The 21,038-nt window shown below is 41.5% G+C and carries 20 protein-coding genes, 2 pseudogenes and 1 riboswitch; of the genes and pseudogenes, 9 read left to right on the top strand and 13 right to left on the bottom strand.

The genetic code is table 11. From position 1 onward, the window contains the following. Nucleotides 1-4 precede the first annotated feature (4 nt). From proB to AC4CV5_RS15610, 5 genes and pseudogenes are all read right to left on the bottom strand, one after another. Nucleotides 5-1,120, bottom strand: a complete 1,116-nt coding sequence (gene proB, locus AC4CV5_RS15630; protein WP_490923169.1) for a glutamate 5-kinase — start codon at nucleotides 1,118-1,120, stop codon at nucleotides 5-7. Next, on the bottom strand, nucleotides 1,117-2,010 hold the full coding sequence (gene proC, locus AC4CV5_RS15625; protein ID WP_166852343.1) for a pyrroline-5-carboxylate reductase: 894 nt from the start codon (nucleotides 2,008-2,010) through the stop codon (nucleotides 1,117-1,119). The genes proB and proC overlap by 4 nt, the downstream gene beginning before the upstream one ends. A 146-nt stretch (nucleotides 2,011-2,156) precedes the next feature. Next, on the bottom strand, nucleotides 2,157-2,525 hold the full coding sequence (gene rtp, locus AC4CV5_RS15620) for a replication termination protein (RefSeq protein ID WP_003220337.1): 369 nt from the start codon (nucleotides 2,523-2,525) through the stop codon (nucleotides 2,157-2,159). 459 nt (nucleotides 2,526-2,984) lie between these two features. Beyond that, nucleotides 2,985-3,149 (bottom strand): annotated as a pseudogene (locus tag AC4CV5_RS15615) (IS3 family transposase); the annotation flags it as partial. Nucleotides 3,150-3,262: 113 nt separating this feature from the next. Continuing rightward, nucleotides 3,263-3,979: a 3-ketoacyl-ACP reductase gene (locus AC4CV5_RS15610; protein ID WP_166852341.1), complete on the bottom strand. Its 717-nt coding sequence runs from the start codon at nucleotides 3,977-3,979 to the stop codon at nucleotides 3,263-3,265. A gap of 150 nt (nucleotides 3,980-4,129) precedes the next feature. Between AC4CV5_RS15610 and AC4CV5_RS15605 the strand changes: the two genes are divergently transcribed. The 3 genes and pseudogenes from AC4CV5_RS15605 to AC4CV5_RS15595 all read left to right on the top strand — a co-directional run bounded on the left by AC4CV5_RS15605 (nucleotide 4,130) and on the right by AC4CV5_RS15595 (nucleotide 5,857). Next, nucleotides 4,130-4,435, top strand: coding sequence for a DUF948 domain-containing protein (locus AC4CV5_RS15605; protein WP_490923166.1), 306 nt, complete (start codon nucleotides 4,130-4,132; stop codon nucleotides 4,433-4,435). Nucleotides 4,436-4,505: 70 nt separating this feature from the next. After that, nucleotides 4,506-5,281 (top strand): annotated as a pseudogene (locus AC4CV5_RS15600) (hypothetical protein). A 42-nt stretch (nucleotides 5,282-5,323) separates the two neighbouring features. Continuing rightward, complete coding sequence (locus tag AC4CV5_RS15595) at nucleotides 5,324-5,857, top strand: GNAT family N-acetyltransferase (RefSeq protein WP_166852335.1); 534 nt, start codon at nucleotides 5,324-5,326, stop codon at nucleotides 5,855-5,857. A gap of 174 nt (nucleotides 5,858-6,031) precedes the next feature. On the opposite strand, the gene AC4CV5_RS15590 is transcribed toward AC4CV5_RS15595, so the two are convergent. The 4 genes from AC4CV5_RS15590 to AC4CV5_RS15575 all read right to left on the bottom strand — a co-directional run bounded on the left by AC4CV5_RS15590 (nucleotide 6,032) and on the right by AC4CV5_RS15575 (nucleotide 10,264). Beyond that, nucleotides 6,032-6,376 (bottom strand): hypothetical protein, encoded by a 345-nt coding sequence (locus tag AC4CV5_RS15590; protein ID WP_490923163.1) that lies wholly within the window; start codon nucleotides 6,374-6,376, stop codon nucleotides 6,032-6,034. 36 nt (nucleotides 6,377-6,412) lie between these two features. Further along, nucleotides 6,413-7,657 carry an MFS transporter gene (locus AC4CV5_RS15585; RefSeq protein ID WP_166852332.1) on the bottom strand — a complete coding sequence of 415 codons (1,245 nt, stop codon included), beginning with the start codon at nucleotides 7,655-7,657 and terminating at the stop codon, nucleotides 6,413-6,415. Between the two features lie 94 nt (nucleotides 7,658-7,751). Then, nucleotides 7,752-9,212, bottom strand: coding sequence for an FGGY-family carbohydrate kinase (locus AC4CV5_RS15580; protein ID WP_490923161.1), 1,461 nt, complete (start codon nucleotides 9,210-9,212; stop codon nucleotides 7,752-7,754). Nucleotides 9,213-9,229: 17 nt separating this feature from the next. After that, nucleotides 9,230-10,264, bottom strand: a complete 1,035-nt coding sequence (locus AC4CV5_RS15575; protein ID WP_490923159.1) for a 2-hydroxyacid dehydrogenase — start codon at nucleotides 10,262-10,264, stop codon at nucleotides 9,230-9,232. Between the two features lie 85 nt (nucleotides 10,265-10,349). Continuing rightward, nucleotides 10,350-10,441: riboswitch (SAM riboswitch) on the bottom strand. Between the two features lie 147 nt (nucleotides 10,442-10,588). On the opposite strand from AC4CV5_RS15575, the gene AC4CV5_RS15570 reads away from it, so the two are divergent. Then, nucleotides 10,589-12,631, top strand: coding sequence for a molybdopterin oxidoreductase family protein (locus tag AC4CV5_RS15570; RefSeq protein ID WP_490923157.1), 2,043 nt, complete (start codon nucleotides 10,589-10,591; stop codon nucleotides 12,629-12,631). A gap of 107 nt (nucleotides 12,632-12,738) precedes the next feature. Continuing rightward, nucleotides 12,739-13,032 carry a hypothetical protein gene (locus tag AC4CV5_RS15565; RefSeq protein ID WP_166852320.1) on the top strand — a complete coding sequence of 98 codons (294 nt, stop codon included), beginning with the start codon at nucleotides 12,739-12,741 and terminating at the stop codon, nucleotides 13,030-13,032. Between the two features lie 538 nt (nucleotides 13,033-13,570). On the opposite strand, the gene AC4CV5_RS15560 is transcribed toward AC4CV5_RS15565, so the two are convergent. Then, complete coding sequence (locus AC4CV5_RS15560; RefSeq protein WP_373923413.1) at nucleotides 13,571-14,497, bottom strand: sugar phosphate isomerase/epimerase family protein; 927 nt, start codon at nucleotides 14,495-14,497, stop codon at nucleotides 13,571-13,573. Between the two features lie 290 nt (nucleotides 14,498-14,787). Between AC4CV5_RS15560 and AC4CV5_RS15555 the strand changes: the two genes are divergently transcribed. The 3 genes from AC4CV5_RS15555 to hpaB all read left to right on the top strand — a co-directional run bounded on the left by AC4CV5_RS15555 (nucleotide 14,788) and on the right by hpaB (nucleotide 17,079). Further along, complete coding sequence (locus AC4CV5_RS15555; RefSeq protein WP_166852317.1) at nucleotides 14,788-14,910, top strand: biofilm-forming protein; 123 nt, start codon at nucleotides 14,788-14,790, stop codon at nucleotides 14,908-14,910. Nucleotides 14,911-14,969: 59 nt separating this feature from the next. After that, complete coding sequence (locus AC4CV5_RS15550; protein ID WP_490923156.1) at nucleotides 14,970-15,263, top strand: YozQ family protein; 294 nt, start codon at nucleotides 14,970-14,972, stop codon at nucleotides 15,261-15,263. A 364-nt stretch (nucleotides 15,264-15,627) separates the two neighbouring features. Next, nucleotides 15,628-17,079, top strand: coding sequence for a 4-hydroxyphenylacetate 3-monooxygenase, oxygenase component (hpaB, locus tag AC4CV5_RS15545; RefSeq protein ID WP_490923155.1), 1,452 nt, complete (start codon nucleotides 15,628-15,630; stop codon nucleotides 17,077-17,079). 64 nt (nucleotides 17,080-17,143) lie between these two features. Here the strand turns inward: hpaB and exlX are convergent, their stop codons facing one another. Both exlX and AC4CV5_RS15535 read right to left on the bottom strand, forming a co-directional pair. Continuing rightward, entirely contained in the window at nucleotides 17,144-17,842 is a 699-nt protein-coding gene (gene exlX, locus AC4CV5_RS15540) for an expansin ExlX (RefSeq protein WP_490923154.1), read from the bottom strand. Nucleotides 17,843-18,093: 251 nt separating this feature from the next. Further along, nucleotides 18,094-18,771 carry a YoaK family protein gene (locus AC4CV5_RS15535; protein WP_490923153.1) on the bottom strand — a complete coding sequence of 226 codons (678 nt, stop codon included), beginning with the start codon at nucleotides 18,769-18,771 and terminating at the stop codon, nucleotides 18,094-18,096. A gap of 159 nt (nucleotides 18,772-18,930) precedes the next feature. Here AC4CV5_RS15535 and AC4CV5_RS15530 point away from each other — a divergent pair, with 159 nt between their 5' ends. Continuing rightward, nucleotides 18,931-19,968: a polysaccharide lyase family 1 protein gene (locus AC4CV5_RS15530; RefSeq protein ID WP_490923152.1), complete on the top strand. Its 1,038-nt coding sequence runs from the start codon at nucleotides 18,931-18,933 to the stop codon at nucleotides 19,966-19,968. 242 nt (nucleotides 19,969-20,210) lie between these two features. On the opposite strand, the gene AC4CV5_RS15525 is transcribed toward AC4CV5_RS15530, so the two are convergent. After that, entirely contained in the window at nucleotides 20,211-20,984 is a 774-nt protein-coding gene (locus AC4CV5_RS15525) for an acetoin reductase (RefSeq protein ID WP_490923151.1), read from the bottom strand. Nucleotides 20,985-21,038: the final 54 nt, after the last annotated feature.

Genomic DNA, 21,038 nt, shown 5'->3' with positions numbered 1-21,038 from the left:
CAAATTAATTTACAGGCAAAGATAAATCTACATGGCAAACAAATGCTTCTTGATCAATCAAAGCTTTGTTTATCAGCTCTTCCTTCTTTTCCGATTCTTGAAGCTGTACAGAAGAATAATTGACGATTCCGAGCCCGATTTCTGCCCCTTGTGAATCCATCAGCCGAACAACTGATCCGCTTTTGAATTTTCCTTTAATCTCCTGTACACCGTCCAGATATAAACTTGTTTGCCCGTTTGTTATTTTACGTGAATAATCATCTGATAAAATCATTTCACCTTCCGGACCGGAATTAAAAGCGATCCACTGCTCCTTTTGATTCAACGGAAGCATCCCCTCTGCTTCAAAATAGGTGCCTTCCGCTACTTCATGAACGGCTTGATATAAAATATCATCGGCATCTGCCTGACCAAGAAACCCTTTAATTCCAGATGCCATTACGATTTTAAACGCATCAAGCTTAGAACGCATACCGCCAGTGCCGACGCCGCTGCCAGTGTCACCTGCACACGCTTCGATGTCAGGCGTTATCTCACTTACCCGCTCTATCCTTTTCGCTTCTGTATTTGTGCGCGGATTGCCGTCATATAATCCGTCGATATCTGATAAAATCACAAGCATATCTGCATCAATTAATCCTGCGACTTTTGCTGCTAACGTATCATTGTCGCCAAACTTGAGCCGATTGACGGTAACTGTATCATTTTCGTTGATAATCGGGATAATACCGCGTTCGAGGAGTACATTCATTGTATTCCGGACATTGTTATATCGATATTCATCAGAAAAATCGCTTCTTGTAATTAAAATTTGGGATGCAACATAGCCGTGTGCCAAAAACAGCTTTGAATAAGCTTCCATCAGCAGGCCTTGGCCGATTGAGGCTGATGCTTGTTTTTCCGGAAGCTTCTCTGGTCTTCGGATAAATCCAAGCTTTCGATATCCCGCCGCCACTGCGCCTGAGGAAACCAAAATCACTTCATAGCCGGCGTCTTTGAGTTTGACGACCTGGTCGACTAACGCTTCTAATTTTCGAATGCTGATTTCTCCATGAAGGCTTGTTAATGAACTGCTTCCAATTTTCACAACAACTCTTTTCATGTTTGTATCAGGCGTCACTTTATCACTCCTGATAGCGGGGCCGCTGTTTTTTCAATATCATCGCTGATTTCCTTTGAACGCTTTGCCGCATGCTTAATCGCTTGAGAAATCGCTTCTCCGCCGCCGCTCTTTTTCAAGGCTTGCAGCCCGGCAGCAGTTGTTCCGTTCGGTGACGTGATATTGTCTCTTAAAACCTCAGGCTGTTCTCCTGTTTCCATGAGCATTTTTGCGGCACCTAAAAGCGTCTGTGCGCCGATGCTTCGAGATAACTGTTTATCGAGGCCCGCTTCCTCGCCTGTCTTTTCAATGAATTCCATTAAATAATAAAAATACGCGGGGCCGCTGCCGGCAATTCCGGTGAATATGTCCATTTGGTTTTCTTGGATTGTATAGACTTCACCCATACATCCGAGCAATGCTTCAGCCAGCTTTTGCAGGTCTTCTGACACATACTTGCCAAGCGCAATGGCAGTTGCAGAAGCGCCGATCATACTGGAGGTGTTGGGCATCACTCTGACAACCGGCTGTTGATTAAGCAATGATTGTTCAATAAAAGAGGTGGTTATGCCGGCAAGGACCGACAAGATTAATTGATGGGGTTGAATACGTGATTTTAATGATGACAGAGCGCTTTCGGCGTCTTTTGGCTTCATTGCCAAAATGAGCACATCCATGTCTTCAATACACATTTGGTTCGGTGAGGCGCCTTTAATTCCATATTGAAGTTCAAGTTCAGCTAATCGCTCTGTATTGCTACGGTTTGTAACGCAGATGTTTTGTTTCGGGATTTTGTTGGCACGAACGATACCTGATATCATTCCTTCCGCCATAGATCCTGCTCCTATAAAGGCTACTTTTTTTTGATCAAAGATCGGTAACATCTCCTTTGTTCGCTTATTTGTTCGCATTTTCACACGTTTAAAATGTTACCACGTGAGGAAATGATGTCAAGTGTGAAGGTCATCATTGATTTGTATTGTATCTTTTCGACAAATATGTATAATGTAAAGCAGAAAACACCCGATGCACACTGCTGCGCGGGTGTTTGTTTCTATTAAAAATTATCTGAGAGCGCTTTTTCAATCAGTTTTTTACAGCGGTCCAGTTCAACCTTCAGCTGTTTTTTATATAGTTTGGCAGCCTCGTAATCTTTAAATTGATAGAGGACGACTTCCTGGAGCTTAGCCCCTTCTTTTTTTACTTTGATTTGCTTTAATATCCCGTCATCAAGAAGCTCATGCAAAGACCGGTATACTTCTGTATGATTTGGTTTAAATCCAATCTCTTTAAATTCAGACCGAAGAACTTCAAGCAGCTTTAATCCGTAGAGCCTCTCTTGCTCTGTCATCGTTATCATATAAAGTTTCAAAAATGCACGCTGTTTAACTAAAAAGCCAGTTGAACTTCTTTTTTCTTCTTTCATTATTTGCACTCCTTCCGCTATCACTGAGAACACTATGTACTAAATATTCAATTTCCTTCTATTGTTTTCCTTCTTTATATTATTGACTGATAATGCAGTAATTTTCATATTTGCTGTTTATCATTGTAGCGGAATAAAAAATAAACATTGAACATTTGGTACATAGTTTACTTAGTTCTATTATAGCGGGTTTTCCAATGATCTTCAATGTAAAACGATTGTCCGAATTACCTTTTCTTCATTCTATCTATGTCCATTGAATTGAAAAAACATGGTTTGGTAACGTATAAGAAAGGAGATGATAGAATGATATATCAAGCTGCACGCCCTTCTAAGGAAGAACGTTACGCCAACCTCAATTCCATGAAAGAATTATACTTTCGAAAAAGACCAGCTATTTCATTTACCGATTTATGACAGTATCCCCCTGTCCATTATGACCAGCAGCGGGATTGCTGGGAATCGATGTGTATCCCCAGCCTTATGCCATCTAACCCATGTCTGAACCTGTGTCTTATTCTTAATATTCAATTTCTGCATGATCTCTTTCATAGGCACGCCTGCCAACCTCATGTCTACAGCCTTCTGTTTAACTTCAACCGAATAACTCACTCTTGTCCCCATAGAAAAAACACCTCCAAGTCTAATTTCGGATAACAATCATCCGTTTTCAAACTTGAAGGTGTTTTTATTTGTCTCATCCTATGTGGTCAGTCCCCTAGACAGGCTTTTCATTTTTACGGATTTGTTGACCATAGTCCCGCTGTTTTGATGAAAATTCGCGGATCTAATTTCAATTGTGCCACCATGTATTCAGCAAGATCCTCTGGCTGCATAACCTTCTCAGGATTACCGTCTGTCAAGTTCAATTCAATAGACATATCACTAGCAACAGTGCTCGGCGTTAACGCGCTGACTCTGATATTATGCTTTCTCACTTCTTGCATAAGAGACTCTGTTAACCCGAGAACCGCAAATTTAGAAGCGCTGTAAGCACTAGTTGCAGCAGCTCCTCTTTGCCCCGCTGTAGAAGAAATATTAATGATGTCACCGGCTTTGCGCTCGATCATTTCCGGAAGCACCGCGCGAGTCACATGATACACACCCATTAGGTTGACTTGTACAATATTTTCCCACTCATCAGCTGACAGATCTAAGAAACCGCCAAATTTGCTGATGCCAGCGTTATTAATGAGGATATCGATATCACCGAGCTGTTCCTTCACTAGAGCTACAGCTTGGTTAACCTGCTCGGCATCTTTTACATCTGCAGCGGCAAATGCTGCCTTTACACCAAGCGCTTTGACTTCTTCAGCCACTTTTTCAACATTTGCGGCAGTCCGGCCGATTAACCCAATATTCACGCCTTCTTTCGCAAGCGCAAGAGCTGTAGCGCGGCCTATCCCTCTACCTCCGCCTGTGATAAGAGCAGTTTTATTTTGTAAACTTTGCAATTGAAGCACCCTTTCTTTGTTTACATATGTACGATATCACATTATAAGTACAATAAATCCAATACGCAAATCAAACGAACTGTACAAACATCATTTCTTCTGATTAAAAAAGCGAAAACAGGGTAATGACATAAGAAAAGGAGTGAACATATGGTTATTGTTTATATCAGTCTCGCAGTATTGGCAATTTCTATCATTTATTTAGGGATTAATGTGATTCAAAACAAGAAAAAAATAGATCCCGCACTAAAGGAGCTCACCTCTGTTACCCAAGCTATGCAAAAACAAGTCGAAGGATTAAAAACAGAAGCCCAGCTGCTGACGCAGAAACAAAAGGAGATTCAGCAGGATGTCCAAATGAAAAAATACGTATTTCAACAAACAACAGCTGAAGTAAAAGAAGTTCCTCAAGCAGTCAAAGAGGTGTGGCAGGCAGGCCATTTAAATAGCAGATAAAGATGTATGATATCCCATTGTTACGATCAGAATGGACAATGGGATATTATTTTTTTGAGGAGGCTTACGAATGATTGTAAACCGCAGCTGCTTAAAAGAGTTCGCAGAGAAACTGCATTCTCTTCCTTCTTCTCTTACAAGGTCTGATTTGCTTGCTTCTCCATTTCGTCTCCATCAAGAAAACGAACTTGCCATCTACTATTCACCTCATAATGAATATATCAACCGGACTGCCTCTATTGTGATTGCCGGAATCACGCCAGGTTTTTCCCAGATGAAAACAGCATACGAAACAGCCGCAGAAAGCCTGCGGTGCGGCCGGTCTGTTGAGCAAATGGCAGTAGACACGAAAAAAGCAGCAGGTCTCTCCGGTTCGATGAGGCATAACCTGATCTCGATGCTGGATTTTTGCGGGCTGCCACAGGCTTTAGGCATTCAAAGCGCCGCACAGCTTTTTGGAGACTTACGGCATATGCTTCATACAACTTCCGTTATCAAATATCCTGTCTTCATTCAGCAAAAAAAAAACTATACCGGTTACAGGCCAGCTATCACTCGCTCACCTATCCTAAGCATTTATGCTTTTGGGCACTTCCCTGCTGAGCTTAATAAATTGACAGGACCGGCTCTTCTCATACCGTTAGGAAAAGCAGCCGAAACAGTGTGTGATACACTGATCAGCCATCACTGCATCAGGAATTTTTTTTGCCTTCGCGGCTTTCCCCACCCATCAGGCGCAAACGGCCATCGGTTGAAACAGTTCAACAAAAATAAAGAGCAACTAGAAAGACAAATTCGTTCCTTTGCTGCCTCAGGTTTGACTTCACTATAGAAAAGAGGAAATGAAAGAGATATGATAAACAAAACACAATCTTGGGGAGTGGTGGAATGTTTCCTGTATTAGAAACGGATCGGCTTACACTTAGGCAAATCAAAGATCAAGATGCAGAAGCCATTTTTGCTTGTTTTTCTGACCATGCGGTGACACGCTATTACGGACTTGAAAATATGGAATCTATAGAAAAGGCTATTTCAATGGTTCAAACGTTTGCCGGCCTTTATCAAGAAAAACGCGGTATACGGTGGGGAATTGAACGAAGAGACACCAAAGAACTTATCGGAACAATTGGCTTTCATGCTTTGGCTCAAAAGCATCGGCGTGCAGAGATCGGTTATGAAATCATTCCGGCGCATTGGCGAAACGGATTTGCATTGGAAGCCCTTTCAGAGGTTGTATCCTACGGATTTTCTGCTCTTGGACTGACGCGTATTGGTGCAGTTGTTTTTACTCAAAATGAAGCCTCAAATCGACTGCTCATAAAAATGGGATTCCAAAAAGAAGGCGTCTTACGACAGTACATGTATCAAGATGGAATTCCTTATGATACAAATGTATATTCTATTTTAAAATCAAGAGAATGAACGGTATGCTCTGCACGTACATCCCCCTTCCCTTTAAAATGTCAGATTCATAACCTGCACCAGCTATTACATCTTGATTCTTGATCACTTCCCTCAAGATTTTCACCTCTTATGATCATATAACGCACAAAAAAAGATGCATAGACCACTATGCATCTCATGTTCTTTTCCCCCCTATTCATAAATCCCTTTATTGGTCCTTCTTCTTGTAATACACACCCCAAGGAAACAAAACAAAGCCGACCACATCAAAATATAGACAACCTGAGCCTTGTATTCCCACATTGAATCCCCCATTTCTACCCCATGAATGAAAGTCATATATGCTTTTTGCGGCAGTATCGCACAAAGGGCATTCAATAATGGGTGATGTGGAGCAAAAGAAATAAAACAGCCTGACAATACACAAGTGACCACACTGATACCGCTCGCCATCAAACTGATGTTTCGGTCCATCACAGAAGCCATAAAGATAGCGAATGCTGTTGCAAGCATGGAAATCCTTACATCACTGGACAAAAGATGAAAAGCACCCTAAAACAGGGCGCTTTCTAATTAAGATGCATATTGAGGAGAGGTTTCCTCCTGTACTGCTTTTTCTTCAGGTATATGAATGCATTTCGTCAGGATCGCGCTCGCAAGATAAAGGACCGCAAAGATCCAGACAACGCCTTCTGCACCGATGAGACCGATGAACAGCCAAGCGAGCGCAGGACCGACAAACGCTGATAAACCTGCAGCCAAATTCAATACAGACATGGCCGCTCCTTTGTCTTTTCCGGCTACCGTCGGCACAATTGCACCAATCGGCACATAGCCTGCCAGCAAACCTCCCCAAATAAAGCCGATCACGCTGACAACTGCTAAACTTCCACCGGAGAAAACAGGTGCATAATATAATAAGACCGTGAAAATGCCGCACCCGACTCCCCCGAACCAAATAACAGTATTTTTCCAGCCGAACTTATCGCCGACAATTCCAAAAATAAGGTTGAACACAATGTTCCCTAGAAAAATCGTTCCCCATATCTGCAGCCAAACATTGGTTGAAATTCCATGCTGAGCCATGTGCATCGGCAAAAAGACTGGGAAACCATATGTACCAATGCTGTTGATGATTCTGATGATGCCGCCTGTAAGCACCCGCGGATTTGTAAAAAGAATGGTAACCCCTTTTAAAAGCTCCTCGGCTGTTTCTGATCTTTTTCTTTTCTTCTTTTCAAAACGGTCTTTATTGATAAACAATGCGAAGAATGCACCAAGACATACCCAGAAAATAGAGCTCCAAAGCGTATTCAAATAACCGAACGCTTTGATCGCATAGCTTGAGTACCAAGCGCCGAACACAAACATGCCCAGGCAATATGCAATCCAAAACCAGCCGACAGCAGTGCTTAGTTTGCTTTGCGGTGTTCTGTAAATGACCCATGTCAAGAAAGAATAAGCAAAAAGCGGGTAGCCTAACCCTTTTACGAAGTAAGTCACATACATCACAGGAAGGTTCAGCTGTTCAAATCCAAACACGATAAAGGCAGCTGTACCGATCACATAAAACAACAGCCCCATAAACATCGTCCGTTTTGCGCCAAATGCTTCAAGACATACACCCGAAAACCAGGAAGCTATGGCAAGTGCAACCCCGTATATACTAAAAATTGAAGCGGATTGCTGAACCGTAAGCCCGTTTTCGATCAGAAAAGGGCTGAGCCACCCTTGTTCAAGCCCGTCTCCCATCATAAACAAAACAACCCCTAAAAACCCCCAAGCTAGCCGCTTTGGTATTCCGATTTTATCCAACATATCTGTCTCCTCCTTAGATGCTAACATCAATTACCGTATTACCTCATTAAAGCCAAAAATTAGATAATTCCTCAAAAAAGCAGCAAATGCCCCCTTATATCAACACTTTGTCTGAACTTGAAAAAAAGCGCTGTGTTTGCTTCCATTCCTCATATAAAGCAAGTTGGACCTGACAGTCCTGCGGTTTGATCACCCGGACATTTGCTGCCATCTCTTCCGTCAATTGAAAGGTTTCATTGCAAATGACTGCAGCCCCAACGACAGAGGCCTGATGATATCCCTCTTGGACATAGATTTTCTTCTGAAGAAGGTCCGCGGTATATTGAGTGAGCGCTTTGCTTTGGAATCCTCCTCCGCACACCCAAACATAGTCACGTTCAAACGAAGTCACCTCTGTTAATATGTCAAAGTTCCATTTGATCGAAAATGCGATTTCTTGCAGCGCCGCGCGTACAAAATGTGCTCTCTTTAAATTTGCTGAAAGCGGGGCATCAAAAAGAAAACCGCCTTTCGTTAACGCATTCTTTTCTGCCGATAAGTAAGAACCGAGAGCCGCCACACATGCATTGTCTTCTTTAGCAAGTGCAGAAATCTCTTCCTCCATTACTTCGTACGATTCATTGGGATAAAAAATCTGTTTTAATTTTTGATAATTCAGGCCGGTAATTCCCGGATTCGTTTCCACAAGCCAATGTCCTTGATCTGTATGGCAATTCAGCCATGCTTTATGTTTTGTGTCGCCATGGCCAGCAGTAATTTTGGTTATTGGCGTTGTTGTCCCTGATACGATGGCAATGTCCTCAAGCGCAGCGCGGGTGCTTTTCACAGCCAGCTGTGTATCCCCGCCCCCTGCTATCACCTTCGCATTTATAGAAAGACCTAATTCGGATGCATACTCATTTGTTATTGTTCCAACCGCTGTTCCCGATCTTACTAGAGGCGGAAGGATAAATGGTGAAAAGCCGAATATGCCGCACATCTCTTCTGACCAAGTGTTTTGCTTTACGTCAAACAGCAGGGTTTCTGTTGCCTGCGAAGGTTCATATGTCAAAATTCCGCTCAGCTGGTATGTCACCCAATCACTGATGCTCGTAAAGCTAGCAGTTTTTTGCCATAAAGAGGGCTGACGCTGTTTTAAACCATAAAGCTTGAGCGCAGAAAAAAGTGCAGTCGGAAGGCGGCCTGTGCGGCTGTATATCTCTTCTCGATTGGGTATGCACTCCTCCCACTCACGGCCGCGATTATCAATGTTCGGCAGCCCGAGAAAAGAGTCGCCGTTTTGATCGATCAGCACAATCCCCTGTCTTTGACTCGTCGATGTCAAACCAATGATGTCAATATCACGAGAACGAGAAAGTGCACGTTTTGCCAGTTTCATCACTTGCTTCCACAGCAACTGAGGAGAAAAATAACGGCTGTCTGGGTAAAGCGTATCGGTTGAATACACGATGTCCTCCCGTTCAACTGTTTGAACATTTCCCGATACACTCACGACCGCTACTCTCGCATTCCCTGTGCCGATATCAAAAACGAGATAGCCTTTTTGTTTTTTCATTGCGTTACCCTCCTTTCTTATACCTCTGTTTTTAGTTCATCTTTGTTATACAATGTCGGAATATTAAGAGTTTTTTCACCCTTCCACTTTTTGAGAGCTCCGTTCAAGATCGTCACGTGATGATCCTCCACTTCGAAGGTTGCTCCAGCAAGATGCGGTGTTGCCAGAACATTAGCCAATGAGATGAATTCGTAATCTGATTCCTCTGGAGGTTCATGATAAAAAACGTCTAAAATCGCTCCTCTGATTTTATGTTCTTTTAATACAGATAAAAGATCTTCACGGTTTACCACAACTGCTCTCGAAGTATTGACGAAAATCGCACTCTCTTTCATTAGATCAAAATACGACCGATCAATAAGTCCTAGTGTTTCCTCGGTACGAGGCAGATGGACAGAAACGATATCACTGTCTGAAAACACCGTTTTAAGAGATACTTTTTCATATAGGGGAAGATCGTCCTGTACGTATGGATCGTAATACTTTATTTTACAGCCGAACGCTGTCAACAGTTTTGCAATCCTTTGCCCTACCGCGCCGAACCCAACCATGCCGACCGTTTTTCCCGTTAATTCATTCCCTTTGAATTTGACATAAGCCTGCAAGTAATCGCTGTCCCATTTTCCATCCTTCAGCCATTGATTAGAGGTGCTGGTATGGCGGAGAAAGGAAATCACATTGCCGATAAACATTTCAGCAACGGCTTGTGCATTCCGCCCAGGTGTATAGAAAACGGGTATGCCCCTTTTTGACGCTGCAGCCACATCCACATTGGAGGGCATTCCTCTGCACACGCCCACAAATGAAAGGCCTGAAACAGATGCAAATACGTTGTCTGTTACTTGATCAAGCTCAGTAATCAAGCCTATCGCATGTGATTCTTTTAGTAGTTGAATGAGTTCATCTTCCCGGTATGCCCGGCCTTGTTCCTTCCAGGAATGATAAATAACTGAGCCGAACAATTCTTCAAGCTCTTTTCTTCCTTCTTCGTTGTACGGTGCTGTAACCAAAACCGTCATGGTGCAAAACATCCTTTTCATCATATTTTTCATAAAAAAAAATCTCTTTCCGAAGATGGAAAGAGATTCATGTATAAGCGTGCCCTGTTTACTGACAGACGCCGGTATAAACCTTGCTTTCCTATCTTTCAAGCTGACGCTTGCTGGAATTGGCACAATAATGTTGCCGAGGTTTCATAGGGCCAGTCCCTCCACCTCTCTGGATAGAAAACGTTGAATATGTAATTTTCGGAATGAAGAATACGTTTATAATAAAGAAGTCTCAGATTGATGTCAATCTCTTTTTTCAGAATTGACGTTATCATCCGAAATGTTATAATTCTTACAATATATCTAACTAGAGAGAGGAACTGGGCCATGAAATCTTTTGCCACACAACAAAACGGCATTTTTAAATCCGTTTGCTCGCTTGACTGCCCGGATCAGTGCGGATTGTTAATACATAAAAAAGACGGAAAAATTGTGAAAGTCCAAGGTGATCCTGATCATCCAGTCACGGCCGGAAACATTTGCAACAAAGTCCGAAACATGACGGAGCGCATTTATGATGAAAAGCGGCTGACTACACCCCTCAAACGGACAGGGGCGAAAGGCCGGGCAATATTTGAACCGATTTCTTGGGAAGAGGCGATCGATACCATCACCTCACGCTGGAAACAGCTAATTGATGAAGAGGGCGCTGAAAGCATACTTCCATACAGTTTTTACGGGAATATGGGCAAATTAACAGCTGAAGGAATGGACCGCCGATTCTTTTACCGCATGGGCTCAAGCCAGCTTGAACGAACGATTTGCAGCAAAGCGGGATCTGAGGGCTATAAATATACGATGGGTATAAGTGCGGGAATCGATCCCGAGGAAACCATTCATACGAAACTATTTATTTTTTGGGGAATCAACGCAGTCAGCACAAATATGCACCAAATTACTATCGCCCAAAAAGCACGAAAACAAGGTGCCAAAATTGTCGTCATTGATGTTCATCAAAATCAGACAGGACGTCTCGCAGATTGGTTTATTCCCATAAAACCCGGAACTGACAGCGCACTTGCCCTTGGCATCATGAACATCTTATTTAAAGAAAACCTTCATGATAAAGCATTTCTGTCTGAATACACGGTCGGCTATGAAGAGCTCCGTGAACACGTGAAACAGTATGATCCGGAAAAGGTATCACTGATCACTGGTGTCAGTACCGAAGATATTTATCAGCTGGCAAGAATGTACGGCGAAACCTCCCCTTCTTTTATCAGAATCGGAAACGGACTCCAGCACCACGATAACGGCGGGATGATTGTACGGACGATTGCCTGTCTTCCGGCGATCACCGGCCAATGGCTGCACACAGGGGGCGGTGCAATTAAGCATAACAGCGGAATTTTAGAATATAACACAAGTGCCTTGCAGCGGCCTGACTTACTGAAAGGGCACACACCGAGATCGTTTAATATGAATCAGCTGGGCAAAGTGCTTTTGGAAACAGATCCACCTATTCGCTCTCTTTTTATTTACGGGACGAATCCGGCCGTTGTCGCGCCAGAAGCGAACAAAGTCAGACAGGGATTGTTGCGGGAAGACCTGTTTACTGTGGTTCATGATTTGTTTTTAACGGAAACAGCTGCATATGCGGACATTGTACTGCCTGCAACATCCGCTTTTGAAAATACTGATTTTTATACCTCCTACTGGCACCATTACATTCAGCTTCAGCTGCCGGTGATTGAGAGATATGGAGAAAGCAAGTCTAACACTGAGGTGTTCCGATTACTTGCTGAAGCAATGGGATTCACAGACCAGGAGCTCAAAGATTCAGATGCAGAATTAATCCGCCAGGCACTTGACCATCCGGATAACCCATATTTGGCGGAAATTGATTACGATTCACTTACTAAGCATTCATTTATGAAAGCGCAACGCGAAAAGCCGCTGTTTCCAGGCGAACTCCCAACTCCAAGCGGAAAAATAGAATTATATTCAGAGAGAATGAAACAAGCTGGTTTCCCGGCTTTACCGACACATACGCCTCTTCCATGCGATGACGAACATCCGTTTATGTATGTTCCGGGGCCAAACCATAATTACTTAAACTCAACGTTCTCCAACAATGTAAAGCACATCAAGCTTGAGAAAACGCCAAAGCTCTTTATCAACACAAAAGATGCTGAAGAACATGGAATCGTTGATGGGGATCCTGTACGAATTTGGAACGGCCGGGGAGAATGCGAGCTGACCGCTGCAGTCGGAGAACAAGTGCTGCCCGGTGTCGTAGTCAGCCAAGGATTATGGGCGGATGAACCAGGAAAAAAACAGCTTGTAAACGCGCTTACCCCAGATCGCTTGTCCGATATGGGCGGCGGCGCCACCTTTTTTTCTGGCCGTGTGAAGATTGAAAAAGCATGAACGAAAAAACCGCCCAGAGCACGTTATGGCGGTTTTTTTGGTTAATAATGAAACCCGGAGTATGCCAAGCTCGTATAACATAACATCGACATAATGGAGGCATGCATATGGACGTTTTTTTAGGAATCGGTGTTGCTTTGGCTGGATATTTTATCGGAGAAGGCTTAAAGCAGATGAACCAATCAAAAGGTAATGAACAGAGTGATATCTTGCTTATAAAAGAAAGAGATATTTACTTTTATATCGGTCATTTTTTAGGAATAACAACAACAGAGGCAAAACAGTTAGCCGGAGACATGAAAGACATTCCTTACATAGAAATAAACGGAAAAAGGTATATACAGAAACATATGTTAAAAGAATGGACATTCACATTAGTTGAGAAACATCAGGGTGAATAAAGCAAATCTGAGGAGAACGAGATTCATTATCACGTTCTTCTCAGTTTAGCTGTATGGATTGACCACCACCAAAACTTTTGGCCATAAAGCGGTGATAAAACGATCAAAACACAATTATTTTTCTTTTCTCAAAACGCTAAAAACGACCTTTCCACACAATTTGTTTTTTATTTTCCTGCTGATTGATAACGTTATGATCTTGATAAACGTATGCTTTCGTAGCGCTTTCAGCATGTTATTAATATTCCACCCAATGGACACCTTCCACTCCCGCTTCAAGCCTCAATTCTGTCTTCATGTTTGGCTTCTTCTTCAAACATGTTCCGAAAATCTGAATAACAGCGTTCCGTAGAAACATGTAAATTCAGGACCGAACTCTTTTCCCCGTTCCGGAATGATATCAGATGCGCCTGCACTAATTGGAAGTGATGATCACGCAATTGCTGCTGAACGATGAATGTATTCAATCTGACTTCACCGACCGCCAACCATTGCCCAGCTTATCGGTCTATCACCGTTATTCATTCTGGCTTCCCCATCACTCGTAACCAACACTTTTTAAATAAGCAATACTCTGACTGACATCTCTTAAACTAGCATCAGAGTTTCTCGGATCACGTTCCTGTTCGATCGTAATGTAGCCGTCATAATGAATGTCGTTCAGCAATTTATGAATTGAATCATAGTTAATGATTCCTTGGCCAATCGGACACATGACTCCTTTTGCGCAAGCATCAAAAAAGCGGATATGCTCCCCCATCACCTGCTGATATACATTTTCATCAATATCTTTAAAATGGATATAGTCGATACGGTCCGCACAGTCTCTGAGCCATTGTTCCGGATCCATCTTTGAATAATACAAATGCCCTGTATCAAGACAAAGGCCCGCAATATCGTATGGGATATCCTTTAATAATTGCTGAATTTCATCCTCAAACTCAATATAGCCCCCTGCATGAGGATGGATGACGGTCCGCACACCATATCGCTTCCATGCCCGTTGCGCGATTGTCCGAATATGAGACATCATACGGTTCCAGTCCTTTTTAGATAACCGTTGCGCTTGATCAGGGTGCCCCGCCTTGTAATCTCTTTCGTCGTGTCCCCAGTCAATCAGGACCAAATAAGGCGGTGTAAAGTGCCCCCTTTTTTCCTGAAAAGAGAAATGAAGGTTTGTCATAAAAGAACATATATCGTCTGCTTGCTGCAGCAATTTTTCCAAATTTGACGCTGTTACTAAATCATCGAAAATGGTACCGGCAACAATGGACAAATTGCTCTTAGAAAACTCAGCTTGAACTCGTTCGATATCAATCGGAATATAGCCGTACGGCCCCAGCTCGATCCCTTTATAACCGGCTTGGGATGCTTCCTTCAGCACTCTCTCCCATGGCGGAAGATATGGATTTTTCGGATCGTCTACACCCCAGCAGCAAGGCGCACCAGCAATGTGAATACTCATCCCCAACACCTCTATTTTTAAATTTTTAATCAATAACCAATTGAATAAAACGCTTTCTTCCAAAAGTATTGTACAGTGTTTTCTCAGCCTTTATAAAGCCTCTTGATATACGCAGTGTGCTAACAAAAGGTTTCAAAATGACCTTTACCCATATTAAATAATATGACTGACATGAAACTTACTCTCTTGCCTAATGGAAAGAACCAGTGAAAAAAAGCGAATGAATACCTGCCTAACAGACAGAATAAGAAGAGTTGATATTCAACACTTTTCGTAAAGGGGTGACACCAATGAGTAAAAAAGGAATTCAAAATTCAAGTATGGAGCAAATAAGAAATGACCATGAGACTGAAACAGCTTTTAAAGTAGATGATCCTAAAAAACATGGTTCTGATCCTAAAAGAAACAAATAAACTTTTTAACCTTAATTTGATATGACACAATTAAATTTCAATAATCTGGAGTGAGTAAAGTGACTCAAAAAAATGGAGCAGACAGACCGGATGACTACAAAAGATTTTCTTCAATTGACAAGGAATATGATTTTCAGCAGACTGTAAATGAAAGTGGTAAGACAGAAAATGCAAACGCTGAAACTCAAAATCATAATAAAGAAAACATAAATGACACCACAGATGTGGCTGGAAAATATTTCGCCCCCTCAGATTATAAAGGATCCACGCAATTGGAAAAAGGATTGGCTGAAACTCATGAACAGGTGAGCGATGATTATTTTGAAGGGACTATTGATCAAAATTTGGACTAGTCATTCAAACGGAGCTAACTTGAAAGAAGTTAGTTCCGATTTTTAGAAACAACCACTGTAACGATGTTGTAAAACCCCACCGAATTAGATGGGATTTTTAACGTGATGTAACCTAATTAATATCTAAAACGATGAATGGCGGTTTGAAGTTCTTCCGCCAACTGGAATAGAGATTCTTGAGATTTCCTCTATTAAATTAAGCTGTTCCTGTGATGATTCCACTTCTGTATTTTAAATTCTCCTTTTCGTTTTTTCTATATGGGATATTAAAAAAGGCTTTTCCTATCTCAAATTGGCTGAACAGGCTGTTCTTTCGAAAATATAATAACAATACGCAGCATGATTCGAAGGAGCGAAATGTCAAATGGGGATCATCAATGGAAAAGAATTCATTGAGCGATTGAATAAACTAGAAAACGAAATATGGTATGATGGCGAGAAAATACAGGGTCATATTTCTGATCATCCTGCATTTAAAGGAATACTCAAAACGAAAAGCTCGCTTTATGATTTGCAAACGAAGGATGAGTTAATGAATGAATTGACTTATCGCCTTCCTGGAGATCATGATCGAATCGGTCTGTCCTATCTCCAACCTAAAACCAAGAGCGATTTGAAAAAAAGAAGGAACATGATTGAACATTGGGCTAGACATACCCATGGAATGATGGGAAGAAGTCCGGATTACATGAATACGGTGATGATGAGCTTTGCATCGTCAGCAGAGCTTTTTAGAGATCGAGATAAATGTTTTCCGGAACATATACTAGACGTGTATAAGCAAGCTTCTAAGCGTGATCTTTCCTTTACCCATACATTCATTACCCCCCAAGTGAACCGGTCACAATCCTATTTTGGCTTCAGTGAAAAACCGATATCTGCTAAAGTCATTGATAGGACCGAAAAAGGATTAATTGTACATGGCGCGCGTCTGCTAGCTACCCAAGGCGGATTAACGGATGAAATCTTAGTTTTTTCAGTACCTAAATTTTTCTTTGAAACGGATGAAGCCTTTGCTTTTTCGATTCCCTCTAATACAAAAGGCATCAAATTTATCACTAGAGAATCATTTGTATTAAGCGAGTCGGCCTTTAATCATCCCTTAAGCTCAAGGTATGAAGAAATGGATTCAATTGTTGTTTTCGATCACGTGTTAGTGCCATGGGATCGGGTGTTTTTTTACGATAATGTTGAAGCAGCAAAAGATTTCATGACAAAAAGCTCTTTTCATGCCTTTACCTTTCATCAGGTCGTCATTAGGCAAATGATTAAAATTGAATTTCTATTAGGTGTTGCACAACTTTTGGTCGACACCATTAATGTTTCTGAATACCAGCACATACAAGAAAAGCTCTCTGAAATTATTGTTGGATTGGAAACAATCAAAGCACTCATTGACAAATCAGAAAATGACGCTCAGTTAGATGAATTCGGCTATATGCGTCCCAGTTTGATTCCTCTTCAAGTCATCAGTACGATCATTCCTACTCTATATCCGCGATTTACTGAAATCATACAATTAATTGGCGCTAGCGGAATGGTGACGCTGCCGACAGAAAATGCGTTTGACTCAGAGATACGGGAAGATCTTGACCAATACCTCCAAGCAACTAATACAAACGCTGAAGAGCGTGTGAAAATTTTCCGTTTGGCGTGGGATTTAACAATGAGTTCATTCGGCACAAGGCAAACTCACTACGAAAGATACTTTTTCGGAGATCCTATTCGGATTTCCAGCAGGCTGTACACCAGTTATCCAAAGCAGCAGCAAGTGAACATGATTAAAGCGTTTTTACATGCAGATAGTAATGATTGATATCTAATCTATTCATATAACGAAATGAAAAAACAGCGGGAAAAGGTCCGCTGTTTCGTATTTTTCATTCGGGAAACTGTACATGGCCCGGCACTTTATATGCATTGGACGTTCCGCTTTCAGGAAGCTTCGGAATGGTGTCTTTCACAACTTTACCGCGGATGTCAGTCATTCTGACTTTCAGAGAGCTTGTCCCTACATTAGTGCTGACAAAATGGTTATAGTCCATTTTCTCCATGTTAATCCACTTACCATCCTTTTCATATTCCATTTTCATAACAGGATACTTGTGATTTCTGATTTGGATTGCAGCCCACCACCTGCTGCTGCCTTCTTTGATCCGGTACGTGAAATTTCCGGCGATAGGTACTTTGACAACACGCCATTTAATATTAATTTTTCCGTCTTTCATATTACCGATTTTACGAAAGGCATTAGGTGACAGATCAAGAGCTCCCCGAGCGCCTTCAGGATACAGATCGGTAACGTAGACAATTGTTTTTCCTTTTGGCCCTTCGACTTCCAAGTAAGAGCCTGCAAGTGCCGCTTTCACTCCCCCGTAATTGAGATCAGCGGGATTTATTGCCGTAATCTCCATGTCGGAAGGAATGGGATCCAGCAGAAAAGCTCCCCCTGAATAACCTGACCCTGTATACGTTGCATAGCCTTCATGCAGGTCGTCATATGCTGCCGAAGCTTGCGGGGAAAAACAAAGGATCATCAACAAAACCACACCAACAATTGCACTGATATTTTTTTTCATACATGTCCTCCTTCACCCAGACTTCAAATGAGAATCATTATCATTGTAAGACTCAATCCACCTGGTTTGAAAGAGGAAATAGATTCATAGATGATTTTAAGACAGATTCACTATTATTCATATATCAAAGGAAGGGTTTTTATGAAAAAGCCAATACAAATGAATGAGTATGCACATCAGCCGAATTACTTGTTTATGCTGAGCTATTTTTCACGTCGCAATAAACCTCGTAACAGCTAAGCAGGAGACATTTATTTTTTCCCGCTCAGTTTCAACTTAGCTGTCATCATGATGCCAAATATCAGCACAATCGGAACCCAAATGATGATGTCATAAAAATCAGGCTCAGCTAAAGCTACAATAATGGCCCCCACACAATATAAGATAATAGCCAGCGCCCTTAACACAGCATCTCTTAAGAATGTCTTCTTCTGCTTCTTAAAAAACAAACGGTCGGACAAATCCTCTAAAAGAGAAGCCAATGTTCCTGTCAACACAGTTGAAGAAATACCTGCGACGCCGAGCTTTTTGGCTGCTATTGTTTGAATCCCCATGGAAATGCTCAAGAGAATAATAAGGATGTATACAGGAACAAAAACTGAATAAAAAGAAAGACAAGCAAAGACGAACAAAATGAATGCTTCAAGTGCCAGCGCTTTTGTCACAGCAGAAGGCCAAAGAGTATTTTCTGCCTTTCCGACCATCAGTGTTGAAATCATTACGCCGCATATAAATCCGATTAGCGCAGTCAAAGAATTAAAAACTGTGACTTGAAGAGATTTGCCGATCGCTAACCCAAATAATACAATATTTCCAGTCATATTCGCTGTGAACACATGTCCCAGGCTTAAATACCCGATTACATCCACGATTCCAGCTGTTAAACATAGAAGTGAAAGCAAGGTGTTTCGATAAGCTGCTGCAGTCAACGGTGCATCAATCCTTTCTGATTGTTAGTGTGTCTTTTAGCGCAATCTGTATTTTAAATAATCCAGCATTAATTAGGAAGATTGAACCTATCATTCCTTTTTATTTATTGTAATAATAATCCTTACGAGGAAACTATTACATTTGAAAGGAAGCATGCAATGAAACGATTTTGTTTATGGTTCGCTGTGTTCGGTTTGTTATTGGTTCTCTTGCCTGGTAAAGCGTTTGGAGCTGTCGATTTTCCAAATACCTCAACGAATGGCCTTTTAGGATTCGCTGGAAATGCTAAAAATGAAAAAGGCATTTCTAAAGCGAGCACAACTGGGGGGAAAAACGGTCAGATTGTTTACATTCAAAGCGTAAATGATTTAAAAACCCATCTAGGAGGATCCACTCCGAAAATTTTAGTGCTTCAAAATGATCTTTCCGCATCTTCGAAAACAACAGTTACCATTGGCTCAAATAAAACACTCGTAGGCTCTTACGCGAAAAAAACGCTAAAAAATATTTATTTAACCACTTCATCTGCCTCTGGAAACGTCATTTTTCAAAATCTGACATTTGAACACAGTCCGCAGATTAATGGAAATAATGATATCCAGCTTTATTTAGATTCCGGCATCAACTATTGGATTGACCACGTCACATTCTCAGGCCACAGCTATAGTGCAAGCGGTAGTGATTTGGACAAACTCCTGTATATCGGAAAAGCAGCAGATTATATTACCATCAGCAACTCAAAATTCGCAAATCATAAATACGGTTTGATTTTAGGATACCCAGATGATTCGCAGCATCAATATGACGGCTATCCCCACATGACAATCGCCAACAATTATTTTGAGAACTTGTATGTAAGAGGCCCGGGTCTCATGAGATACGGATACTTTCATGTTAAAAACAATTACAGCAACAATTTTAATCAGGCGATTACGATCGCTACAAAAGCAAAAATATATTCCGAATATAATTACTTTGGGAAAGGCAGTGAAAAAGGCGGAATCCTCGATGACAAGGGCACTGGTTATTTTAAAGATATAGGCAGTTACCCGTCTCTCAACAAGCAAACCTCTCCGCTGACTTCCTGGAATCCCGGATCTAATTACAGCTACCGTGTCCAAACGCCGGAGTATACAAAAGAATTTGTCACAAAATATGCCGGATCACAAAGTACAACTCTTGTATTTGGCTACTGACACAAAAGAGGCCTGCGTAAAAAACGCCGAGCCTCTTTTTATACTTATAGGCTATTTTTAAGCGACCTTATTATACTCCATCAAGCCAAGGGCCAGTCAAATCATTCTTACCAAAAGCGTATTTTCTTTTTCACAATAACTTTTCAACCTGTTTTCTTATTATACCAGTTTTTCGCAACTAAAATGAATCCATATGACATTCAACAAACTAGATTCTTCTTTTTGAATGTCATTTGTTTTTATCATCTATAAACTAGACCGCCATCAGTTAATATCGCTTGACCGGTAATGTAATCTGAGGCATCTGAAGCTAAAAATGATACCAAATTAGCAACATCGTTAGGTGTTTGATATCTTTTAAGGGCTATTTCGGAAGAAAATTTTTCAAAAGCTTCCCCTGGCTGTAAATCATCACTGTGTTTTACCATTTCTTCATCAATTCTGTCCCACATTTTCGTTTTTGCGACTCCGGGACAATATGCATTCACTGTTATTTTATACTTCGCCAGCTCTTTAGCAGCTGAATGTGTAAAAGACTTTACCGCATGCTTCGTCGCTGAATATGTGCCAAGCATTTCAAATGATTCGTGACCAGCTATACTACATGCGTTAATGATTTTGCCCTTAGTTTTTTGTTTCATAAACTGGTCAGCGGCTGCTTGAGTGCCAAAGACAACTCCATTCACGTTAACCTGAAATAATCTATTCAACTGTTCTTCGGTTATCTCCAATAATGGTGAAACAGCTTCAATACCCGCATTGTTTACAAAAACATCCAAATGACCAAATTGTTCTACTGCTTCTTTCACCAAATTGAATTGGTCATCACGTTTCGATACATCACCTTTCACTCCAATCACATGAACGTGTTTCTTTTTGAAATCTGAAACAGTTTCCTGCAGCATTGCTTCATTAATATCATGCAGCACTACACGAAAACCATCTTTACATAATCTCTCTGCGATGCCCCTTCCTAATCCTCCTGCAGAACCCGTAACTATCGCTGTCTTGGACATAAACATTCCCCTCTCGCAATGAGTTATCGTGACTATATATTTATTTTAACAAAT

It is taken from the genome of Bacillus sp. NS1 (genome assembly GCF_058248265.1).
The sequence above is the reverse complement of the archived record's forward strand: the minus strand, read 5'-3'. Positions and strand labels throughout refer to the sequence as shown.

Bases quoted from the DNA above. Each gene is read 5' to 3' on its own strand.
- AC4CV5_RS15555 (WP_166852317.1), top strand. From the start codon at position 14,788: ATGAGTAAAAAAGGAATTCAAAATTCAAGTATGGAGCAAATAAGAAAT.
- AC4CV5_RS15570 (WP_490923157.1), top strand. From the start codon at position 10,589: ATGAAATCTTTTGCCACACAACAAAACGGCATTTTTAAATCCGTTTGC.
- AC4CV5_RS15605 (WP_490923166.1), top strand. From the start codon at position 4,130: ATGGTTATTGTTTATATCAGTCTCGCAGTATTGGCAATTTCTATCATT.
- AC4CV5_RS15525 (WP_490923151.1), bottom strand. From the start codon at position 20,984: ATGTCCAAGACAGCGATAGTTACGGGTTCTGCAGGAGGATTAGGAAGG.
- hpaB (WP_490923155.1), top strand. From the start codon at position 15,628: ATGGGGATCATCAATGGAAAAGAATTCATTGAGCGATTGAATAAACTA.
- AC4CV5_RS15565 (WP_166852320.1), top strand. From the start codon at position 12,739: ATGGACGTTTTTTTAGGAATCGGTGTTGCTTTGGCTGGATATTTTATC.
- AC4CV5_RS15580 (WP_490923161.1), bottom strand. From the start codon at position 9,212: ATGAAAAAACAAAAAGGCTATCTCGTTTTTGATATCGGCACAGGGAAT.
- AC4CV5_RS15560 (WP_373923413.1), bottom strand. From the start codon at position 14,497: ATGAGTATTCACATTGCTGGTGCGCCTTGCTGCTGGGGTGTAGACGAT.
- AC4CV5_RS15575 (WP_490923159.1), bottom strand. From the start codon at position 10,264: ATGAAAAATATGATGAAAAGGATGTTTTGCACCATGACGGTTTTGGTT.
- exlX (WP_490923154.1), bottom strand. From the start codon at position 17,842: ATGAAAAAAAATATCAGTGCAATTGTTGGTGTGGTTTTGTTGATGATC.
- AC4CV5_RS15585 (WP_166852332.1), bottom strand. From the start codon at position 7,657: ATGTTGGATAAAATCGGAATACCAAAGCGGCTAGCTTGGGGGTTTTTA.
- AC4CV5_RS15530 (WP_490923152.1), top strand. From the start codon at position 18,931: ATGAAACGATTTTGTTTATGGTTCGCTGTGTTCGGTTTGTTATTGGTT.
- AC4CV5_RS15595 (WP_166852335.1), top strand. From the start codon at position 5,324: ATGTTTCCTGTATTAGAAACGGATCGGCTTACACTTAGGCAAATCAAA.
- proC (WP_166852343.1), bottom strand. From the start codon at position 2,010: ATGCGAACAAATAAGCGAACAAAGGAGATGTTACCGATCTTTGATCAA.
- rtp (WP_003220337.1), bottom strand. From the start codon at position 2,525: ATGAAAGAAGAAAAAAGAAGTTCAACTGGCTTTTTAGTTAAACAGCGT.